This window comes from Nitratireductor sp. ATLC21, from assembly GCF_057196525.1.
Genome location: NZ_JBXUOU010000003.1, coordinates 497,155 through 514,661 on the forward strand (window position 1 = coordinate 497,155; position 17,507 = coordinate 514,661).

26 protein-coding genes are annotated in these 17,507 nt (G+C 61.5%); all 26 read right to left on the minus strand.

All coding sequences use genetic code 11. The annotated features are described in order from the left end of the window. Nucleotides 1-2: 2 nt before the first annotated feature. Nucleotides 3-803, minus strand: a complete 801-nt coding sequence (locus AC2CHD_RS16875) for a phage tail protein (protein ID WP_484554587.1) — start codon at nt 801-803, stop codon at nt 3-5. Then, the gene (locus tag AC2CHD_RS16880) at nt 800-1,660 is read right to left on the minus strand and encodes a baseplate J protein (protein ID WP_484554588.1); all 861 of its coding nucleotides are present in this window, start codon (nt 1,658-1,660) and stop codon (nt 800-802) included. Before AC2CHD_RS16880 ends, AC2CHD_RS16875 begins: the two co-directional genes overlap by 4 nt. Beyond that, nucleotides 1,657-2,043 (minus strand): GPW/gp25 family protein, encoded by a 387-nt coding sequence (locus tag AC2CHD_RS16885; RefSeq protein WP_484554589.1) that lies wholly within the window; start codon nt 2,041-2,043, stop codon nt 1,657-1,659. Before AC2CHD_RS16885 ends, AC2CHD_RS16880 begins: the two co-directional genes overlap by 4 nt. Before the next feature lie 3 nt (nt 2,044-2,046). Beyond that, nucleotides 2,047-2,253, minus strand: a complete 207-nt coding sequence (locus AC2CHD_RS16890) for a hypothetical protein (protein WP_484554590.1) — start codon at nt 2,251-2,253, stop codon at nt 2,047-2,049. A 12-nt stretch (nt 2,254-2,265) separates the two neighbouring features. Then, the gene (locus AC2CHD_RS16895; protein ID WP_484554591.1) at nt 2,266-2,793 is read right to left on the minus strand and encodes a phage baseplate protein; all 528 of its coding nucleotides are present in this window, start codon (nt 2,791-2,793) and stop codon (nt 2,266-2,268) included. Continuing rightward, the gene (locus AC2CHD_RS16900) at nt 2,786-3,319 is read right to left on the minus strand and encodes a hypothetical protein (protein WP_484554592.1); all 534 of its coding nucleotides are present in this window, start codon (nt 3,317-3,319) and stop codon (nt 2,786-2,788) included. Before AC2CHD_RS16900 ends, AC2CHD_RS16895 begins: the two co-directional genes overlap by 8 nt. Beyond that, a complete protein-coding gene (locus AC2CHD_RS16905; RefSeq protein WP_484554593.1) occupies nt 3,316-3,795 on the minus strand; it encodes a phage virion morphogenesis protein in 480 nt (159 codons plus the stop codon). The genes AC2CHD_RS16900 and AC2CHD_RS16905 overlap by 4 nt, the downstream gene beginning before the upstream one ends. Beyond that, on the minus strand, nt 3,792-4,211 hold the full coding sequence (locus AC2CHD_RS16910; RefSeq protein ID WP_484554594.1) for a gp436 family protein: 420 nt from the start codon (nt 4,209-4,211) through the stop codon (nt 3,792-3,794). Before AC2CHD_RS16910 ends, AC2CHD_RS16905 begins: the two co-directional genes overlap by 4 nt. 124 nt (nt 4,212-4,335) lie before the next feature. Next, a complete protein-coding gene (locus AC2CHD_RS16915; RefSeq protein ID WP_484554595.1) occupies nt 4,336-4,692 on the minus strand; it encodes a hypothetical protein in 357 nt (118 codons plus the stop codon). Between the two features lie 92 nt (nt 4,693-4,784). Next, nucleotides 4,785-5,759 (minus strand): capsid protein, encoded by a 975-nt coding sequence (locus AC2CHD_RS16920; RefSeq protein WP_229450247.1) that lies wholly within the window; start codon nt 5,757-5,759, stop codon nt 4,785-4,787. 29 nt (nt 5,760-5,788) lie between these two features. After that, a complete protein-coding gene (locus tag AC2CHD_RS16925; protein ID WP_484554596.1) occupies nt 5,789-6,163 on the minus strand; it encodes a hypothetical protein in 375 nt (124 codons plus the stop codon). Further along, a complete protein-coding gene (locus tag AC2CHD_RS16930; RefSeq protein ID WP_484554597.1) occupies nt 6,160-7,248 on the minus strand; it encodes a phage protease in 1,089 nt (362 codons plus the stop codon). The genes AC2CHD_RS16925 and AC2CHD_RS16930 overlap by 4 nt, the downstream gene beginning before the upstream one ends. A gap of 156 nt (nt 7,249-7,404) precedes the next feature. Next, entirely contained in the window at nt 7,405-8,148 is a 744-nt protein-coding gene (locus tag AC2CHD_RS16935; protein WP_484554598.1) for a hypothetical protein, read from the minus strand. 204 nt (nt 8,149-8,352) lie between these two features. Next, a complete protein-coding gene (locus AC2CHD_RS16940) occupies nt 8,353-9,558 on the minus strand; it encodes a phage head morphogenesis protein (RefSeq protein WP_484554599.1) in 1,206 nt (401 codons plus the stop codon). Nucleotides 9,559-9,561: 3 nt separating this feature from the next. Beyond that, nucleotides 9,562-11,151 (minus strand): DUF935 domain-containing protein, encoded by a 1,590-nt coding sequence (locus tag AC2CHD_RS16945; RefSeq protein ID WP_484554600.1) that lies wholly within the window; start codon nt 11,149-11,151, stop codon nt 9,562-9,564. Next, nucleotides 11,151-12,800 (minus strand): hypothetical protein, encoded by a 1,650-nt coding sequence (locus AC2CHD_RS16950; RefSeq protein WP_484554601.1) that lies wholly within the window; start codon nt 12,798-12,800, stop codon nt 11,151-11,153. The genes AC2CHD_RS16945 and AC2CHD_RS16950 overlap by 1 nt, the downstream gene beginning before the upstream one ends. After that, nucleotides 12,793-13,407: a DUF3486 family protein gene (locus AC2CHD_RS16955; protein ID WP_484554602.1), complete on the minus strand. Its 615-nt coding sequence runs from the start codon at nt 13,405-13,407 to the stop codon at nt 12,793-12,795. The genes AC2CHD_RS16950 and AC2CHD_RS16955 overlap by 8 nt, the downstream gene beginning before the upstream one ends. Before the next feature lie 2 nt (nt 13,408-13,409). Continuing rightward, nucleotides 13,410-13,706, minus strand: coding sequence for a VpaChn25_0724 family phage protein (locus AC2CHD_RS16960; RefSeq protein WP_484554603.1), 297 nt, complete (start codon nt 13,704-13,706; stop codon nt 13,410-13,412). Further along, nucleotides 13,706-14,041, minus strand: coding sequence for a DUF2730 family protein (locus AC2CHD_RS16965; protein WP_229450256.1), 336 nt, complete (start codon nt 14,039-14,041; stop codon nt 13,706-13,708). The genes AC2CHD_RS16960 and AC2CHD_RS16965 overlap by 1 nt, the downstream gene beginning before the upstream one ends. After that, entirely contained in the window at nt 14,041-14,265 is a 225-nt protein-coding gene (locus tag AC2CHD_RS16970) for a TraR/DksA C4-type zinc finger protein (RefSeq protein ID WP_484554604.1), read from the minus strand. Before AC2CHD_RS16970 ends, AC2CHD_RS16965 begins: the two co-directional genes overlap by 1 nt. After that, nucleotides 14,262-14,810, minus strand: coding sequence for a hypothetical protein (locus tag AC2CHD_RS16975; protein ID WP_484554605.1), 549 nt, complete (start codon nt 14,808-14,810; stop codon nt 14,262-14,264). Before AC2CHD_RS16975 ends, AC2CHD_RS16970 begins: the two co-directional genes overlap by 4 nt. A gap of 1 nt (nt 14,811) precedes the next feature. Then, complete coding sequence (locus tag AC2CHD_RS16980; protein WP_484554606.1) at nt 14,812-15,765, minus strand: glycoside hydrolase family protein; 954 nt, start codon at nt 15,763-15,765, stop codon at nt 14,812-14,814. A gap of 148 nt (nt 15,766-15,913) precedes the next feature. Further along, nucleotides 15,914-16,312, minus strand: a complete 399-nt coding sequence (locus tag AC2CHD_RS16985) for a helix-turn-helix domain-containing protein (protein ID WP_484554607.1) — start codon at nt 16,310-16,312, stop codon at nt 15,914-15,916. Beyond that, nucleotides 16,309-16,512: a hypothetical protein gene (locus AC2CHD_RS16990; protein ID WP_484554608.1), complete on the minus strand. Its 204-nt coding sequence runs from the start codon at nt 16,510-16,512 to the stop codon at nt 16,309-16,311. The genes AC2CHD_RS16985 and AC2CHD_RS16990 overlap by 4 nt, the downstream gene beginning before the upstream one ends. Nucleotides 16,513-16,554: 42 nt before the next feature. After that, nucleotides 16,555-16,818, minus strand: coding sequence for a hypothetical protein (locus AC2CHD_RS16995; RefSeq protein WP_484554609.1), 264 nt, complete (start codon nt 16,816-16,818; stop codon nt 16,555-16,557). Further along, nucleotides 16,815-17,402 carry a regulatory protein GemA gene (locus AC2CHD_RS17000; RefSeq protein ID WP_484554610.1) on the minus strand — a complete coding sequence of 196 codons (588 nt, stop codon included), beginning with the start codon at nt 17,400-17,402 and terminating at the stop codon, nt 16,815-16,817. Before AC2CHD_RS17000 ends, AC2CHD_RS16995 begins: the two co-directional genes overlap by 4 nt. Between the last annotated feature and the right edge of the window lie 105 nt (nt 17,403-17,507).

A 17,507-nucleotide genomic window follows, 5' to 3' on the forward strand; every position in this document is an offset into this window, starting at 1 on the left:
TTCTAGTACCTCACTTGCACGCGCGGTGTCGGCTGCTCGAAGGGCAACTCGACGAAGGGCGCATTCTGGAAAGAGATGTTCTTTGTGGTGTCGGCAGGCTGTGTTGAGTAGCTAAGGCTAAGTGAAGAGCGCTGCTCGGTACCGGCGGCCGCGTTGGTGCGCCGCCGCCGCCAGTGGAACGTAGCCTTCAGGCCGGCCAAGCCGATACCTGTTACGGCGTCAGTCCTCTCTCCATGGCTCACCCGAAGAGAAAAGACAGGACCGCCATCATGGATGCGGACGCCCGACCACGAGTTGAGAAGAGCGCCGCCGTTCAGCTGCGATCCGTTGAGAAGGAAAGCGCGCTTGTCGAAGCCGGCTGTGACGCGGGCGAGTTCGGAGCGCAGTGGCTTGGTGGCGCGCGCCACTTCCGTCATCGGTCTGGCGAATGCGGTGGAACGGCGCTCGTCCTGAAGATGGACCTGGAACCACCACCATTTGAAACGAAGAGGCGACATCTCCTCGATCTCGCCGTCGCAGCCGACCCATCCGAGCGCTCGGTGCATGGCAGAAGGAGTTCCCCGGCTGCGCTGCCAGAGAATGCCTTCGGAAAGCGCAACACGCAGATCCGGCAGATAGTCGGCAATCTCGGTAAGCCCGTACTCCTCGATCATGTAGGGCAACAGCGCATCAGTCGGGTTGAATTTGAAACCGCGTAGTGCCTCAATGGCAGGAGCGAGCTCCGGCGAGCGATCGAGCGCTTCCGACAACGCGCGTTCGTACCGCGTCGCGTTGTTTGGTTGAAGGTGGCGGCGCTCGCTCAATAGTCCCGCCCCATGAATGTCAGATCGATATCACCGAGCGCGATGGCGGTTCCCGGCGCAGCGACAACCGGGGAGGAGGGAACCTCAATTTCGACCCGTTTGACGCCGGAAACGTGGAGCCGGGCCTCGATCCAAGATGGTTCAAGGTCAAAGCCGATACCGGTCTCCCGCTCCCAGGCCGCGCGCAACTCATCGGCAAGTCGATCGAAGGTCGCGATGGGAGCGGAAGGCAGCAGCCAGATGCCCGCTTTCACGGGAAGGGTCTGCGACACCGCCGACTGCACCACGATCGTGTCATTCAGGAGCCGCACCCGGTCGCTCTGCACTTCGGCGCTCACGGCATCGAGCATTGCCGCATCCGGGACACCGCCGGCTTCGCTTGAAAGGACGGCGACATGAATGATCGGCAGGAACACATCGCGGAACACGGCGACATCGCGGATCCGAACGTCCGCGCGCCTGGCGGCCTGGGCATACCAGAAAGATGAGCCACCAGGCGAGCGCGCCTGAATGGCAAGGCTGGTGCGCAGGCGAAGCGCGTCGTCGCGCTCGTCAGCAAGCCGGGTCACGTCATAGAACGCGGCCACGTGATCGAGGTCGGAGCCGCTTGAGAAGGCAACGAGATTGGCCTTCGCCGCGTCATTGATTGCAGCCCGGAGAAGGTTTTCCCTGAAGCTGTTTGTCTCGCCCTGAATAACGGCCGGCTCATAGGCCGTGTTCTCTACATCGAAAGGAATGCCGGCGGCCTGAAATCGCGACTTCATGTCCGCCAGCACTTCCGTAAGAATGGCCTCGACATCGAGCGCTTTGATCATCTCGGGTGGTGGCAAGTGCGAAAATGGGTTTGCAGTCGTCATGCGATTGCTCCCTGAATGTCGAGCCGCGCCTGCCGATCTTCGCGGATCGAGAAATCGCCGAGATGGCCACGCGGGAAAAAGACGCCGTCAAGCAGGAAGACAAATCGGCCGGAGCGGCCGGCTTCGACAAGCTCGACGGTGCGCAGACCGAAGCCGGGTTCGCCGCTATCGGGATCCGCGAGCGCTTCGGCGATGGCTACGTAGACTTTGAAGATCGTGCGAGGGTCGGCATTCTGGTCCTGGAGTTCAGGAACGAGGCAGCCCAAGTGCCGGCGAATGACACGGGACGCGATGCGGGTGGTCAGGCACTTGCGGATCGACTGGACGCAATGGTCCCAGCCGGTCAGCAGCATGCCCGTCGCCGCATCGGTTCCCGTGCGCATCGGTCAGTCCTTCTTAGTCTTGGAGTTTGAAGTCGCGGCGGGCTTGGCCTCCTGCGGCTTCTTCTCGGGCCGGCGCAGTTCGCCGAGGATCAGCGGATAGCGCGCCTGCTCTTCCGTCAGCTGCAGGGTCTCGCCCGCGCCGGGATTGCGCATGCCAGCGACGAACGCGCCGGCCTTTTCGGTGACTTCAAAGGGCTTTTTATTGCTCATTTAAGGGGCCTTTCAGTGCGGTGTTGAGGTGTCAGCAGCACCGGGTTCCACGCCGCCATGAACGTGCGTGTCACCAATGTTGCGCTTGTTGTGTTTGAGGCTGCTGCTCTTCAGCGTGATGTCGTTTGCGTCGATCTCGACTGCGCCGTTCTTGAAGCGGATCGCGCAATTGCCGTGTGCCAGGACGAACTCCCCGTCTTCGGCGGGGTTCTTTGCGTCGTCAGTGTAGCCGTCGCGGATGGCGATGGATTGCGGGCCAAGCTCGCCATTGGGAGAAAACAGCCGCAGAGGGTCGCCGACCGCGACCGGGAAATGCGAGCCGGTCGAACCGGCCGCTTCCTGAACTTGCACCCATGGCGAAAGGAACGGCTTGCCGGTGCGCCCATCTGGCGGCAACAGCTCCAGGCGCACGCGGTCACCGTCGATCTCTGCCACCTTTCCGGTCATGTGCGCGGCGGCGTGCCGGCGCTGCAGGTCGTCTATCGCCTTGTAGATATGACGGAACTCTCCGGCGAGGATCCGCAGGTCGCGCCTATCCATTCGACCCTCCCGCTTCGGGGATCCAAAGTTCGTCGTTCACATAGAGCTCGGTCAGCAGGTGCTGCTCGTCATCAAAGATGCCGTCGCCCAGATTGCGCAGACGCTGTGTCCACTCTACAGCTATGATCGCTGCGCCGCGCTGCTTCAGCTTGACGGTGACAAGCGGCTGGATCTCGACTTTCTCGGGTGCTCCGAGTTTGGTGAGACCCCAAATCTGCGCCGAGTGCAGGAGCACCACGAGCGCCTCGGCGATGGTCCATGCCTGCGCGTCGCGCTCTCTTCCATCGGTGATAATAAAGGCGGCGCAGGAGAGGTTCGCCTCGACCTCACCACCGGCCTGGTCACTTATACCCGCCTTCAGGACCGCTATCCGCACGGCCGGTGAAGGGATGATGTTGGTCTCCAGATCATCCAGGTTGAAGCGGCCGAACTGCTCTTCGCACTGGCGCAAGGCTGGCATCGCAGTCTTCACCGTTGTGACCACGGCGGCGCGGAACGCATTGATGCGGGCGGCAGCGTCGCTCATTGCAGCAGCCTCCCGACCCAGTCTTCTGCGGCCTCGACGATGTCACGCTGATTGTCGGCCGACAGACCGAGATATTGCCTCCTCGGCATGGTGACGCGGCTGGTCATCACAAACTTGTTGCCAATCTGGAAGGCCAGCGCGTCGGCATTCTTGGGCGTGATGACGCCGCCGTCCTGGTGGATCCGCGCATAGATCAGGCCAGTGCCGACAAACGAAGTGGTCTCTGTTGCCCGATAGTCGATCGAGGCCGAAAGAGCGCCGCTTTGGTAGAGGATCGACGTGCCGGCGTGGTTGGGCTTCCAGGCCGAACCGTCCGGAGCTGTCTTCTCTTCCTCAATGCGGCGGCGGGTTTGCTCCTGGACGAGACGGCCAATGCCCTCCATCAGCTCCAGGCGCGGCGCATCGGCGATGCCTTCGATGACAAGAATGGCTTCGTCGAGACCGTGAGCGGTGACGTCCAGGACGGCATTGCTCATGGCAGGTTTTTCCGGGAGAAGACGCGCGCATTGGCCGTGAAGGCAGCGCCGCCTGACGATGTGGTCGGATCGGTGGAGACGGATGGTTCGTCTGCGCCGAGGCCGGCTTTGCCGTCCGCTATCCGCTCAAGCATCTTGATCGACTGCTTGTAGCGGTCCTCGATCGTCGTGGTGAGAGAGGTGTGGCGGATTGCGAGGTTGTAGACGGCGATGTTGACCGCCGGCATCACAAGCGCTGCGGGATGGCCTGCCAGTGGCGTCTCGTAGCGCGCAGAGAGGTGAACGTCTATCTCCGCGCTTGCCTGGGTAAGAGCGTTGCCGATCGCTTCGGCTGCATCGACATCGAGCGGCAGTAGATCGATGACGAACTGTTCGCCCCAGATCTGTTCGATTTCTGCGCGGGTCGCGTAAGCCATGGATCAACTCGTCTGAAGTGCGGGTTGGAGCGGCTACGGCGCCAGCCGCTCCTGCGGTCGATGAGCCCACCGTAAGACGGCTGCAGGCGATGCGCCGGACGCCTGCGGGGCTCTTGCTCGGGAGTTATTCGATAGCGCCGAGCGCTCTGAAGCTGGCGAGCGTGTCTTCATTGATGTCTGCAGGAAGCTCTGTGCCGGCGCTTTCGCCAGGGCCGTAGGTCTTGCCCTTGTATCGAACGAGCTGCTTGGCGATCGGGCCGGATCGCTTGCCGCTCGCTTTTGCGGGCGGGTTCGGCTGTGGCGCGGGCGTGGTCTGTTCATTCTCGCCGCCGGCGTCATTGGCTGACTGCCCGCCTGCCTGACCTTCGCCCGGCTCCGGCTGTGCGGTGGGTGTGACCTGATTGTCGGACGTCTCAGCGCCGGCTCTGGCCACTTCGGTCTCCTTGCTGCTGGTCGAACGGTTTCTGCGGTTGCTCATCATCTGCCTCCGGGGTTTGCGAAAAGCCTCGTTTGAGGCCATTCGGAAATCCCGGCCGCGCCATCGGCGGCGCGGCCGGCAAGTGAGTTGGAACGTCAGCTCACGGCGTTCTGGATGAGGTAGCCCACATCTTTGGCCACCGTCAGTTCGCGGACACGTTCACCGACGCGCACGCGTTCGCCGCCTTCAAGGCCGATATCCTTGTCGACCTGCGATCCCGCGATCCGACCGCCATACTCGGCGGTGAAGCCCCATGTGATGACATTGTCGTTGGATGCGCGCTTCGACGGGTCCAGGTAAAGGAGCTGGATAGACTTGCCCCAGACACGGCTGAGCGAGACTTCCTTGCCCTTTTTGGCAGCGTTGACGAAGGCCGCTCCGATCAGGACGTTCTCCGGCTCGATCTCGAAAAGGTCGGCGAACTGCGCCTTCGTGATCGCACCGTCTTCCGTGAGCCCGCCTTTCACCGCTTTGATCAGGCGCGGGTGACGCTTGAGCTTGGACCAGGCCGGCTGCCCCATCACAATATGATTGGGCCGATAGACCAGCGTCTTGTCCATGCCCTCGTCGATCACGCCATAGGGGTCGGAGCTGTTGCTTCCGTAGTTGTCGAACTGGTCGGAAGCGGCCAGCGCTATCTTCTTGTCGGCAGCGTAGTTTTCCGGATCCTGCACAACGGCGGCGGCGCGAATCTCGCGACCGAGTTCGATGAGGTCGGTCAGGCCCTCGGTTGCAGCCGCGCGCGGATCGAACTTCGAACGCTTCTCGGCGCGGGCACGGGCGGCTTCGCGGATGTCCGAGAACGGGATAGCGTCGTCCAGGCCATAGTCTCTGACGGATGCATCCTTCTCGGTGGCCGTGAACTCAACCTGATTGACGCGACCCTTGCGGCCGACCTCGGTTTCCGGAACGGTGAACCGCTCGCCGAGCGGGAACTCCGTCCACTTGAAGCTCTCCGAAAGGACCGGAAGCGGCGGCAGTGCGCGGCGGCCGATAAGCGTGTGCGCAGGGTTGCGATAGCCAATGGCGATCGCCGTCAGGGTGGGGTCTGTGGGAAATGGGCGGTTCATGTGTGCGTGTCCTCGTTGAGAAAGCTGGCTCAGGCCGGCGTTGCCAGGATGCTCGGCGTGACGAGGACAGGTATGACCTCATCCACCTCTCCGTCAGCCATGGCGATGGCAGCCACACGGACCACGGTGCCGGCGACGGGCGTGGCCTCGACACCACGGCCTTCGGCATCGCTTGTCAGCGGATCACCGAACGACACGGTCCCGCCGAGCTTCAGCTCTGCCCAACCCACCTGTGTCAGGTCGACCATGCTGCCGGCCTCTGCGCCCATGGCATCACTGATGCCGATGGATGGATCGGTGTTGGCCGAAGCTGTGTTGACCTCGCCGTCAGCGGCGGCGGAGACGATGCGATTGCCAGCGACGATCAGCGCGGCACGGAAGCTCTTGATAAGCAGCGGGGTCATGCGCGCTTCTCCTTCTTGTCCTTCACCGCGAAGACCGCCTCGGAATAGGAGAGCGTCACGCCTGCGGCGCGCTGCTCTGCCTGGTACCGGGTGGCCTCGGCCGCGAGTGCGGTTGCGTCGACTTCCTCGTCCTCGGTCTCGGCGGCTTTCTCTCCGAGCCGGGATGGCTCGCAGATGACCGGAAGCGTGGCAGCCAGCGCCTTGAACCGCTCAAGACCGCCTTCGGCCTGGCACATGGCGCGATAGGTGTCGCGGGACGCTGGCGTGATCTTGCCGGCGCTCGTTGCTTCGTCGAGCGCGATATCGATATCGCGCTCGACATCCTTTTTCTGGAGGGCGGCCAGGGCCGTCTTGGTGTCCTCAAGCGACTGCTGCAGGGCCGCGACTTCGGTCTCGGCCGGCGCGTTCTTCAGGGCGGCGGTTGCGGTCTCGACCTCACCCTGCAAGGAGGCGATCGCGGCGAGCGCATCCTTGTGTGCCGCCTTCTTTGGATCGAGCTTCAGTTCCTTCAGCAGCGCCGTGCGCTCGCTGTCACGGGCTGCGATCGCGGCGAGAACTGCCTTTTCGTCAGTATCCTCGTCGAGGCCGAGCGCCTTGGCGATAGCCTTCATGTCTTCTTTCTCCTGGTTGTTTGCCTCACGGCTGAGTGCGGTCATCTCAAAGGCCGGCCGATTGACGAGGCCTGCTCCGATGAGACGCGTGATCTTTCCATTCTTCAGATAGTTGAAGGCTGGTGAGAGGAAGCGGTACTCGCGCGCTGCCACCATGGCTGCTGCCTTGTCGGTCCACTCGACCCGACCCCAGACAGCGCCGCCACGGTTCTCCAACTGGACGATCCAGCCTGCGGCCGGAGCTTCGAGCCCCTTGGCGGCAAGATGGTCCTGGCCATGTTCATAATCGATTGCGAGCGGTCCACGGTTCGATGCGAAGGCTGTCACCACCGCGTCGGGGTCTGCAATCCAGCGACGGCCGTCCCGCGCCTTCAGCTCCGAGCCAGCCGGAAACAGTTGTACCCACTCTGGAGCCCCTGATTTGGAGGCTGCGAGATCGGTTTTGAAAATTGCTGTTGCGGTCGCCGTGTTCATGGGCGACAAATTGAATGCTTCGCGGTTCCGTGCCGCCCCTGACAATGTCAGGCCGACGCATCAACTCACGATCAAATTTGAGGGGCCTTCAAAGCCCGCTGACGCGCATCAGGGGTTTCTTGCGTGTCGCTGGCCGTTTGAGGCGTCCATGCGCGTCTATGGCGTTAAATTTATTTCTTCTTCGTCTTCATCGGTCGCCTGCGCATTTCTTCCAAACCGAAAATCCAAAGCCGTTCGCGCGCGTCTCGCTATCTCATCGTCAGGGGTTCGCGCATAGAAATCCAAATCGGTGCGCATGACCTTTTCAAGGTCTGCACGTTCTGGCTTCACCAATTCCACTTGGTCGACATTCAATCGTCCAAAATCGAAAAGGCGATTTGAGAAATAATAGAGTTCCAGAAGGTCAACGAACATTTGATCGTAGTAGTTCAACGGGCGGTCGGCGGGCTGCGTCGATACTCTTGCCTCGAAAACCTGCATCTTTTGGATGAGTGCAGTGATGCTCTGGAACGTTTTGCTATCAACGCTCGTTGCTGCATTCATCAATGTGGCGAGGTCCTGAACAGGCGGCTTTGGTCGTCGCTCAGGACACGAACCTATCCATGTGATGTAGCATCTATTAAGATACTGGTGAATTTCATGAAGTGCGTGCGGAAGCTGAATTTTCGCAGCGAGGGCGCGCCGCTCAGCTTCCTGTCGATCCTTGTTCCGCTGGTTTCTAATCTGCAGCCAAAGAAGAAACGCGCCGATCAAAGCGAACGCTCCAGCGATGAGCGTTTGCCAGTCATAGATCGAGTTCACGACTCCAGTCTCATATACCGGCTGACCAAGTGCGCTGCAGAGGAGCCTGCTTCCGGAGTCGGTGACCGTGCACTCAATTTGGTAAGAACCTGCTGCCATCGTATTGGTCACTCTTTAGCAAATCGGGAAAGCGGAGCCGGAAACGGCTCTACGTCGTTAGCGTGCCACAGTAGTGCTAAACCGGTGCCGGACAAGTTGAAAATGGTGCGTAAATGCTCCATATTCGTTGCAGGCGCGAGCCAGTTTCACCAGGACGGCCTAGCCGGACCTGTGAGGGATTGACGACCCTCCGCGCCTTTCTCCTCACTCAATCAATGTTCCCCTTCTTCTCGCGGTCGTCAGGGCCTTGTCGATCTTGCTCGCGCTCTTGCGATGGAACGAGGTGAGCCACCATTCCCGGCCCTCGTCCGTGGACTTGATGACCGCACGCCACCATTGCCCGGATGCGGTGCCGAGCAGCACGAGGCTGTTGCGCGAATGGAAGGCGTGCTTCGGTTCAACGATCACAGAGATAGCATCGCGGAAACTCTGAACGGTGAGCTTCCGCGCTGGATCATCCTGTAGAATGTGGGCGGCGCTGGTAGATGAAAGGCGGATGGTCGACGTTTTGGAGCCGGCCGCTTCAACCAGCTCCCGGCCGAGCTGCGCTACAGGCAGGAATGCCCCTTTCGGGAGCCGTTGCTCGACAATCGCGCGCATCGGGGCGGAACCGACAATATCCTCGATCGCGACCCGACGGCGGTTCTCGGTGAGACCCGCGAGCTTCCCATAAAGGAACTCCGACGCATTGCGGGCGCGGTGCTTCCCCGGATTACTTGCCCAGCCGGGATCGATCCCCATGGGAACCATCTCGGTCGTTCCGCTTCGCTTGTTCTTCCAAGACCGCATGATCACCTGCGGACCTTCCATTCCATCTTCCCAGCCGAGCCTGCGCGCCTCGCGCTCCGAAATCTGGCGAACGCCGCACTGACAGCCCCACCCATTTGGTGGGTAGTGCGTATCCCACCATGGGTCATCGACCGACAGAACGATGCCGACCCAGCCTTCATGCTCCTTGCGCCGGCGCTCCGCCCGGCTGAGCGTGTAGAGAAGGAACGGCAGAAAGCGCTTATTGCGTTGCGTGCGCTCCCATTCGCCGGCCGCATGAGCCGTGCGCGTGTTCGCCCAATAGATGGTGCGCAGCCGGCGCGGGCTTCCCAACTGGACGACTTTCAAAGCGCCGTCCTTCGGATCCTCCTGGACATGCCGGCCCCACCAGCCTTTCTGCTGAAGGATCGGCGTGAGCTGCTGCTGAAAGGTCTCGAAGGGGACGCGATTGACGATCGCGTCATCGACGGCCGACCGGATGTCTTCGAGAATGTCGTTTTCCATGGACTTGGCAACCGTCCAGGAGAAGGCGTGTTCTTCCGGTGCAACGTCACGCCAGTCGAAGGATGGCAGCGAGCGCTTGGCCCGAAAGTATCGGACAACCTCGTCCGGGGCGGTCTTGAACAGATCGTCTGTCGACATCCTCTAGCGCCCCTGGCCGATGTCTCCAAGACCACGCGCTTTCATCGTGAGTTCCGCCAGGCGCTTGGCAAACTCGCCGCCGGCATCGCCGGACATGAGTGTGTCCAGGCCCTCACGCAGCTCATCATAGTTCCCGGCCTCTTCAATGAGGCTTCGAAGGGGCTTCAAGAGTGGGTCGAGATCCATTTGCCAATGGTTGAGCGCATCCTCGATCAGAAGGTCCAGCTCGTCGCGTTCGTCTTCGGCAAGCGCGTGATAGCCGCCACAATGGGCGCAGGGCGTCTGTTGCCGTGCGGTGGCCTCTTCTTGTTTCTCTGGCGGCTCTTTGCCAGGCGCGCCGGCCGCTGCCGGGTGAAGGAGCTTCTCCCCCTTTTCGGGAGCCTCGAAGCCGAGCCGCTCGCGCATGCCGTTCGCACCAACCTCGAGCCCCAGCGGAACAAGCCGGTCGATGACGTCTGCCAGCGTCTTGATGTCCTCATTCTCGGTGATCGGGATCACGACAACCGGATAGCGATCCTGCGGTCCGAAGTTCAGATTGACATAGGGGCGGATCAGATCCCGGTTCATCGTCACGCAGGTCTGGCGGGCATCGGCACGGGCAATGTCGTGGCGCACATTCTCGTGCACCTCCGCCTGCGCGCGGGACGAGCCGTCATCTGTCGACATGGTCTGGCCGAGCACGCCCTTCGAAATCTGCTTGTCCAGGTAATCCGTCATCGCCGAGAACAGATTGTTCCCTGAGGAACCGCTGACCGCGACGAACTCAATGTCCATTTCCTTCGGGATGATCGCCGCCGCATCCGTGGAGATGTCACGCACCGCCTGTAGCAGAACGCGGCGATCATCCATGCTGGCGCCACGGCCGAACTTGCCGACGCGCAGCGGCATTCCGTAAACCTCAAGAAACGCCATCCAGTCTTTGAGGCTATAGTGCTTGAACAGGAAGGCCCAGGCGACCAAGCGGGCCAGTCCGCCACGGATCGGCAGGCCGGATTTCAGCTTCGGCCGATGGATCGAGAACTGGTAGGGGGGAAGGTCCAGCCCGCGATAGTGGTCGGGATGCTTGAGGCGCAGTGTGCGGCCGTCGACCTCGTCAATCAGAAAATGGCGCTGGTCACGCCATTCATACCGGATCGGCGACCACTCCTTGCCGGCCCGGTCCCAGATCGTCTCGACCACCGAATAGCCCTTGCCCAGGCCATCGAGCAGGTCGGCCGTGTAGTCGTCGGGAAATGCCGGCTGCTCGATCAATTCCTTGACGGCCTGGGCGATCTTCTTCGACTGAGCATCGGTACCGCTGGCAACCACGATCGGTTCGACGCCCGTTATCGCGAGCTTGCGGGTGCCGAGAACGGAGCGGTAGTGGAGGTCGCGCTCTTCCATTTCATCGGCGAGCGTGAAGAACCGATCGGGCCAGCCTCGGCCAGCCTGGTTGAGAACACTTGCCATACCAGCTGGGTCAAGGCCGGCAATGATGGTCTCGCTCCAGACGCTTCGAACGCTGCCCATGGTTGGGGCAGCGACTTCTTCTTTCAAATTGCGGGTCGAAACGGGATTGCCCCACTGGTCAATGATCCTGGGCGGACTGGCCATCAGAAGAGACCTCCCTTGAGAGTTGGAACAAAGCCGCTGCTGGAAGCCTGTTCGAACATGTCGACGCGTTCGTCGGCACGGTCGCCAACGGGGACGTAGGCGAACTCTTCCAGTTCGGCGCGAGAGGCGTAGTAGCCGAGCGCTCCGGCAATCGCGGTGTCGCCGTGGCGATCCAACCCGTCCGATCCCTTGAAGCGGTGATTGTCTGGCACCTTGATGATGCCGTTCACATAGGACAGCGATTGATGATCGCGGAGCACGTCCTCGTGGCGGGGTAACAGGATCGTGCCGTCAGAGAACGCTTCGACGTAAGCCGGCATCTCTGTGCGGTACCAGCTTTCCGAGAGCTTCACCTCGACTACGGTCGCACCGTATTTCTGCGCGGCCTTCTCTGCGAGATAAGCGCCGTTGCCGGTCGCATCGAGCGCGCCGCCCACGAGACGCGGCAACCGGTCCACCACGTAGTAGAGGATCTCGCGCTGCTGATCGAAAGGCACGTTGCGCAGCTCCAGGACAAAGCAGGTGCGGCGAACGAGATCGCTCCCGATCTCCAGCGGCAGGATGACGGTCGCATCGCCCGAACGGGCAAAGTCTTCTCCAAAGACATGCGCTCTGCGCGGGTTGAGCGCTTTCAGAAGCGGGGCCAACTCGCGCTCGCAGAAGTCACGCGCATCGGCCGTCCGGACATGCTCCGGCGCATTCTTGAAGTCGTCATCACAGATCCAGCGGACAATGGGAATGCCGGACGTCATACAGGCTTCGATCTGCACGCGGGTCAGTGCCGCGCCCTCCGCCTCGGTCGGTAAGGCGTCCAGCTCCTGGCGCATCTTTGCCTTGCGTGCACCGTAGGATGCACGGATCTTCCTCTCCCATTCCGCCTCGGCCTCGGGAGACCACTCTTCGCCCTTGATCAGGCATACGCGTTTGAACAGGCCATTCTCCACAGCCTTGGCAAACGGAACGTGATGGATGCTGTAAGGCGGCTCTCCCGTCGCGCGGACTTCGCGGATAAGTTCATTGAACGCATTCAGAACGCCGTTGTGGGTGGAGATGATCCGGATGCGACCGCCCCAGATCAGAAGGGCGTTGACCGCGTCCAGGACGAGGCGGACATCCTTGTGGAACGCCGCTTCGTCGATGACGACGACACCCTGAAGGCCGCGAATGTTGTCGGGTCTGCTCGAAAGAGCCTCGACCCTGAAGCCGGATGCGAACTGGATGCGATACGCCGCGATGTAGCCGGTGGAACCATCTTCACGCCGATCCTCGAACATGAACTCCTGGACCGAAACCAGCTCCTTCGCCACGGTCTGCGCGAAGTGCTTCACATAGCCGATGAACTCGCGGCCCTTGTCCTTGGTGTCGCCGATGTAGAAAACATTGTCGCCACCGGCCGATCGTTTCGCGGCTGCAATCAACGTGTCGTCGAGTGCTTCGGCAAAGGTGATGCCGGTGCGCCGCCCCTTCTCGCAGATCTTCAGGTCACTTCGATCTTCGAGCCACTCGGCTTGATGCCGCATCAAGACACCATCGGCGAGCGCGTCGAGATCAGCAGGGATCTCCGCACCGCGCGGCAGCTCTTCCGGTAGATCATCTGGAGACCGCGGGATGACCGGGTCCACCCATTTGGTTTCCATCGGGTCAGCCATCGTTGTTCGCCTTGCCAGCGGGCTTGTCCCGAACACCGAGGAAGTCGCGGCGCAACTGGCCAATGGTGTCTGCCGAAAGGCCGGTCTCGCGCCCAACCTTCTCGATGGCCTTTGTCGCCTTCTCTGCGAACTCCTTCTCGACCTTTTGCCGCCGCGTGGTTGAAACGGATTGAGCGGCGGTCGCGGCGCGCAGTGCGTTCGCCAGTTCCATGGCTCCCTTTGGATTGACGCCTGCCTCACCGGCCTGCTGCAGGGTTTCGAACACGAGCGTCTTGATTGCCTCGGCCGCGATGAGCGTCAGGTCGTCAGACGCTTCTGCGTCCATGCGCTCGGAGATGGTGGCAGCAATCTCGCGGGTCTGTTCCAGGCGGCGTGACATCTGCGCCACGCGGATCGAATAGCGATTGAAGGCCGAGAAGGACGGGATGCTGAAGCCGAGGCCGGTTTCTCCCTGCAGGGCGATGAGCTTATCCTTGAACTCGGCATAGATGTCGAGCTGCGTTCTATCCCGGCCGGCGAGCTGCTCGGCCGCCCACGAGATCGCCTCGGAACATTCCTCCGGCAGGAGGTCGATTGCCGAAAGTCGGCCACGGCCCTTGCGCGCCATGCTCAATGCTCCGGCGAGGGCTTCGCAATCCCCTCGATCACGATGCGCCGTTCGACGTGATCGAGACCGGCACGCGAAATGGAGGCGATGAGAACGGTGCCGGCCTCAACGAGCGTAATCGCGCCGAGGTCTTCCAGCGCCCGCAGTTGCGTGCGGACCCAGTCTCGTGAACGGCGGTGACCGAACGTGTCGAGCACGGAAGTCAGCATGGTCTCGTTCATGCGGCCGTCAGTCTGGCGCGACAGTTCTTTGAGGATGATGAGCCGGGCATCGGCCTTGGCGAAAGCAGCGTAGTTCATCAGGCTCTGCTCTTGTTCTGTTCAAGCAAGTAGGCTTCGACGCGCGCTGTGGTGCGTGCCGACTGCTCGGCTGAGGTGCCGATCTTTATGATCTCCGCCGACATGTCTTTCAGCGTGAGCTCCAGGCGGTGGACGGCATCCTTGTCCGGTAGATGGCGCATTTCCGTCTCGATCTCCTGGACGCGGCTCTCAAGCGCCTTCGCTGCTTCGTCCAGATCGGCAATCTTCTTGGAATTCTGTTTTGCGCCGGACGTCAGGAAGGTCGAAACCGAGGTGCCAAGCGAGATGATGAGTGCTGTCGCCGATAGCCATGGCATGAGGTCTTGCAAATCCATCAGCCGCGCCTCCCGCGCTGGCGCTCTCGTTTGGTCTGACAGGCAAGGCAGCGTTCTGCGGATGGCATGGCCTGCCGTCGCGCGGCGGAGATCGGTTCATCACAGTCGACACAGAAGGTCCGCCCTCTGGCGTTCACGGCGGCGCGCGCCCGGCTGATCCCGGCATCCCGTTCCTGTGCCGTTCGCAGCTCGGCGAGTTCGAAGGCGGAGTTTCCGAGCTTCATTTCGGGCGCCCCTTCCAGCTGCCGACCGCGCTGGCAATGCTCTTGCCAAACTCCTTGATCGTGTGGCCGCCCATGTAGAGGCTGATGAACCACGAGGTGAGCGTCATGAGGATGGCGTAGTCGATCAGCTCGGGCGCAATGCCGCCTCCGTTCTCGATCCATGCATTAAGGTATGGGGCAAACAGCGCGCGCCAGATCCAGAAGAATGCCAGCAGATACATCCAGCCCCATCGCCAGCCACTCTGCAGCGCTCCTTCCTTCGTCTCTGCCTGGAGCAAAGCGAACTGGCCGTCGAGCCCCTTTGCCCACAAGGCAATGATCTCCGGCATCGCCGTTTCAACTTCGCCAACGGCGCTTTCCAACTCGCTCTCTGTTGCCTGCGGAAGTCGCTCGACAGGCAGACCGACGCGGTCGGCCACTTCTTTCACAACGGTTTCGGCGAGTTGCCCGCCGGCTGGCCCGAAACGGTCACCGAGAACCTTGCCGACAAGCTCGGCTCCGACCTTGCCGGCGATACCTGCAATGATGCCTCCAATCACGCTCATGTCAGAAGCTCCTCAGAAACTTCGCGGTGCGCGGCATGCGATTGGCGATCCGGGCGGCGATCATGTCTCGGTAATGCCAGGCGAGGTAGAGCAGATAGATCGTCGCGATCGCACCGCCGGCCATGCCGACCCACTTCAGGAGCGCCGGATCGAGTGTGGAAGGGTCTGGAAGACTGCCGCCGGGCGCCACCGCTTCACCGCCGCCGGCAACCGCAGCGCCGCCAGCTGCGCCGCCCGCACCCTTCTTCACGCCATTCCGCGCATCCAGCTCGCGCTGCAACGTCGAAAGGGTTGCCATGCCGATGATGCCGTCCACGCGCAGGTCATATTTGCGCTGGAAGTCGGAAACAGCTTCGAGCTTGATGCGGCCCGATGTAGGGCCTGGATCAAAGCCGATGCTGCGGAGGCCGGCACCGATCTCATCGATCTCTTCCGGTGTCACGGCAATGGCAACACCTGCGAAAGCAATGTTGGGTTTCGAGGGATTGCGCGCGATCGTGATGTGTGCGGGCCACTTGTTGAGCAGGATGATGTCCGCTTCCTCACGCCGGCGGCGCTTCAGGCCCGGCAGAACGCGCCCGCCGCCCTTCACCCACAGCATGAGTTTCGCGCGCGCCTTTGGGGGATTGTTGTTCAGAAACGCCTTCACCCATGAGGCGCGATGGATGGCTCCGGTGTTAAAATCAAACGACACCGCCCCGTCAAAGACGTGCTGCTCCACATTGCCGAGCGCCTTTTTGACGCGCGGTTCGTAGTTGCGCTTCAACGCCAAGGCGAGAAGGCGGGAGGCTTCCTTGCGCGTGATGACCATGCCCGGTTTGGGCGTGACGACACCGCTGGCAGCAGTCAATCCACCGCCGATGGTCCAGATGCCAGCGGGACAGCGATAGGCTTTGAGAACAGAGCCCTCTGTGCTTTCGAGGTAGTCTATCCCTTTCGGACTCGTGGTCTGCATGACGGCTCCGGCATGTTCGAACGGTGGTTGTTTCGCTCGAATGTGCCAGCCGGTCGCCGCCATTCACGCCCTGACAGCGTCAGTGCGGCGGGCAGTTTTCTAATGGAATGTCGGGGAGGTCAGGGTGGCAAGAACACCACTGGTGATCTTAGAACAGCTTTCCCTGCTGATCGTCAATCTCATCATTGTCTTTCATGCGGGCGCGTGCACGAAAGGCAGAGCGCTCATGCATGCCGGCCGCGCGAGCAGCCTGCGGCGCAGACATGCCGGCTTCCAGGGCCTTCTGAAGGCGGACGCGCTGTTCGCTCTGTTTCGCCAGCGGGATCGGAATGCGCGCGCCTGTGTTGCCGACGCGGAAATGGTTGCAGATTTTCGAGGCTGCTTCCTTGCCAACCAGTTTGGTGAGCCAGTGGCCGTCTTCCGCTTCGCGTGGGATGTAGATCGTGGTGCCGCCCTGTGTGCGGGCGAGCGCCCAGGCAGCCTCTGCGCCGGCCACGTCCGCAATCTCGGCGAGGATGGAAGGAAGGCTCGATCCAATGCTGCTCATCGTTCGGCTTTCATCTTCAACTGGAGGGCTATCTGTTGCGTGGTGAGGGTTCTAAGCCGGGCCGTGAGTTCGACGCGGCGGTGACTGTTCGGACGCATACGGTCGATGCGCTCCCGCAGTGCCTGGCGCTGCTTCTGGATCACGTCGATCTCGTGCCAGTTGAACAGCGGTAGGTTGTCTTCCTGCGGGAGCTGTTGCATTTCAACCTCCTGCCCGATCAAAAGGGATGGCGGTGCATGGTTTCATGACCAGAGGCTCGTGCGGGTGAGTGTGCCGATCACACGTTCACCAAGGCCCCTGCCGAATGCTCTCGCCTCGGCATCGTCGATTGATCCGCAGATGATGCTGCCGCCATAGGTGCGTTCATCTGCACGGAACTCCGTGAGGAACACGACGTCTCGCGCAGCCAGAGCATTCATGCGCTCAAGGAGCATGCCGAAGAGGTCGTCAAACGGAACGCCATCAGCAACCGACCGGTCAGGATCGACGCGCACTTCATCGCTCATTTGCCCTGCGCCTCCCGGATCTGAACGCCGAGGCGGTTCATCACCGAGATCCAGTCGTCGCTCTGCATAAACCTGGCATCGAGCTGAAGCTCGGACGCTATCCAGTTCTGCACGCTCCGATGTTCAGCAAAGGACGGATTGAGCTTCTTCAGGATGAAATACTGCGCGGCAGCGATGCGGTATCCATCGCAGTGCATCCAGTCGGGGAGAAAACCCTCGATCAGCCAGTTGACGTCCGCCTCGCGTGCCATCCAAGCCTTGATGCCCTCAATCGCTTTCCGGGCATCTTCTGGATGGTGCACAAACCGGACGTGATCAATCCCGGCCTGACGCTTCACAAAGGCGATCAACGCGCGGTCGCTCCGGTCACGGACGATGCCAAGGTTCCATGCGGCGATCCAGAGCGCCTGAAGCTTCTTCGCAAACCGGCCTTTGAGGCCCTTATGAGAGTTCTTTGAGGGCGGCTCAAATCCCAGGCGGCGCATCTCAGAGACCACTCGAAGGCGCTCCGAAGTAGTCATCTCTCGGGTGGAACGCCTTCCGGTGACGCGCTCGTACAGGTCGCGAGCCGTGTCATCGTCCATACCAAGCTGCTTTCGGGCAACGTGTATAGCTGCAATGGCGTTCATGAGAAGTTGACCTTGCGAACTCGTCCAACTTCTGGAATGTCAATAATGCAGGTTGGGGAG

What these genes read in the sequence shown, in the direction of transcription:
- AC2CHD_RS16950 (WP_484554601.1), bottom strand. Translation starts at nt 12,800, where the DNA reads ATGGCTGACCCGATGGAAACCAAATGGGTGGACCCGGTCATCCCGCGG.
- AC2CHD_RS16915 (WP_484554595.1), bottom strand. Translation starts at nt 4,692, where the DNA reads ATGATGAGCAACCGCAGAAACCGTTCGACCAGCAGCAAGGAGACCGAA.
- AC2CHD_RS16895 (WP_484554591.1), bottom strand. Translation starts at nt 2,793, where the DNA reads ATGGATAGGCGCGACCTGCGGATCCTCGCCGGAGAGTTCCGTCATATC.
- AC2CHD_RS16925 (WP_484554596.1), bottom strand. Translation starts at nt 6,163, where the DNA reads ATGACCCCGCTGCTTATCAAGAGCTTCCGTGCCGCGCTGATCGTCGCT.
- AC2CHD_RS16930 (WP_484554597.1), bottom strand. Translation starts at nt 7,248, where the DNA reads ATGAACACGGCGACCGCAACAGCAATTTTCAAAACCGATCTCGCAGCC.
- AC2CHD_RS16905 (WP_484554593.1), bottom strand. Translation starts at nt 3,795, where the DNA reads ATGAGCAATGCCGTCCTGGACGTCACCGCTCACGGTCTCGACGAAGCC.
- AC2CHD_RS16995 (WP_484554609.1), bottom strand. Translation starts at nt 16,818, where the DNA reads ATGAGCGATGAAGTGCGCGTCGATCCTGACCGGTCGGTTGCTGATGGC.
- AC2CHD_RS16940 (WP_484554599.1), bottom strand. Translation starts at nt 9,558, where the DNA reads ATGTCGACAGACGATCTGTTCAAGACCGCCCCGGACGAGGTTGTCCGA.
- AC2CHD_RS16890 (WP_484554590.1), bottom strand. Translation starts at nt 2,253, where the DNA reads ATGAGCAATAAAAAGCCCTTTGAAGTCACCGAAAAGGCCGGCGCGTTC.
- AC2CHD_RS16935 (WP_484554598.1), bottom strand. Translation starts at nt 8,148, where the DNA reads ATGGCAGCAGGTTCTTACCAAATTGAGTGCACGGTCACCGACTCCGGA.
- AC2CHD_RS16880 (WP_484554588.1), bottom strand. Translation starts at nt 1,660, where the DNA reads ATGACGACTGCAAACCCATTTTCGCACTTGCCACCACCCGAGATGATC.
- AC2CHD_RS16900 (WP_484554592.1), bottom strand. Translation starts at nt 3,319, where the DNA reads ATGAGCGACGCTGCCGCCCGCATCAATGCGTTCCGCGCCGCCGTGGTC.
- AC2CHD_RS16985 (WP_484554607.1), bottom strand. Translation starts at nt 16,312, where the DNA reads ATGAGCAGCATTGGATCGAGCCTTCCTTCCATCCTCGCCGAGATTGCG.
- AC2CHD_RS16955 (WP_484554602.1), bottom strand. Translation starts at nt 13,407, where the DNA reads ATGGCGCGCAAGGGCCGTGGCCGACTTTCGGCAATCGACCTCCTGCCG.
- AC2CHD_RS17000 (WP_484554610.1), bottom strand. Translation starts at nt 17,402, where the DNA reads ATGGACGATGACACGGCTCGCGACCTGTACGAGCGCGTCACCGGAAGG.
- AC2CHD_RS16945 (WP_484554600.1), bottom strand. Translation starts at nt 11,151, where the DNA reads ATGGCCAGTCCGCCCAGGATCATTGACCAGTGGGGCAATCCCGTTTCG.
- AC2CHD_RS16980 (WP_484554606.1), bottom strand. Translation starts at nt 15,765, where the DNA reads ATGCAGACCACGAGTCCGAAAGGGATAGACTACCTCGAAAGCACAGAG.
- AC2CHD_RS16975 (WP_484554605.1), bottom strand. Translation starts at nt 14,810, where the DNA reads ATGAGCGTGATTGGAGGCATCATTGCAGGTATCGCCGGCAAGGTCGGA.
- AC2CHD_RS16910 (WP_484554594.1), bottom strand. Translation starts at nt 4,211, where the DNA reads ATGGCTTACGCGACCCGCGCAGAAATCGAACAGATCTGGGGCGAACAG.
- AC2CHD_RS16960 (WP_484554603.1), bottom strand. Translation starts at nt 13,706, where the DNA reads ATGAACTACGCTGCTTTCGCCAAGGCCGATGCCCGGCTCATCATCCTC.
- AC2CHD_RS16970 (WP_484554604.1), bottom strand. Translation starts at nt 14,265, where the DNA reads ATGAAGCTCGGAAACTCCGCCTTCGAACTCGCCGAGCTGCGAACGGCA.
- AC2CHD_RS16920 (WP_229450247.1), bottom strand. Translation starts at nt 5,759, where the DNA reads ATGAACCGCCCATTTCCCACAGACCCCACCCTGACGGCGATCGCCATT.
- AC2CHD_RS16965 (WP_229450256.1), bottom strand. Translation starts at nt 14,041, where the DNA reads ATGGATTTGCAAGACCTCATGCCATGGCTATCGGCGACAGCACTCATC.
- AC2CHD_RS16885 (WP_484554589.1), bottom strand. Translation starts at nt 2,043, where the DNA reads ATGCGCACGGGAACCGATGCGGCGACGGGCATGCTGCTGACCGGCTGG.
- AC2CHD_RS16990 (WP_484554608.1), bottom strand. Translation starts at nt 16,512, where the DNA reads ATGCAACAGCTCCCGCAGGAAGACAACCTACCGCTGTTCAACTGGCAC.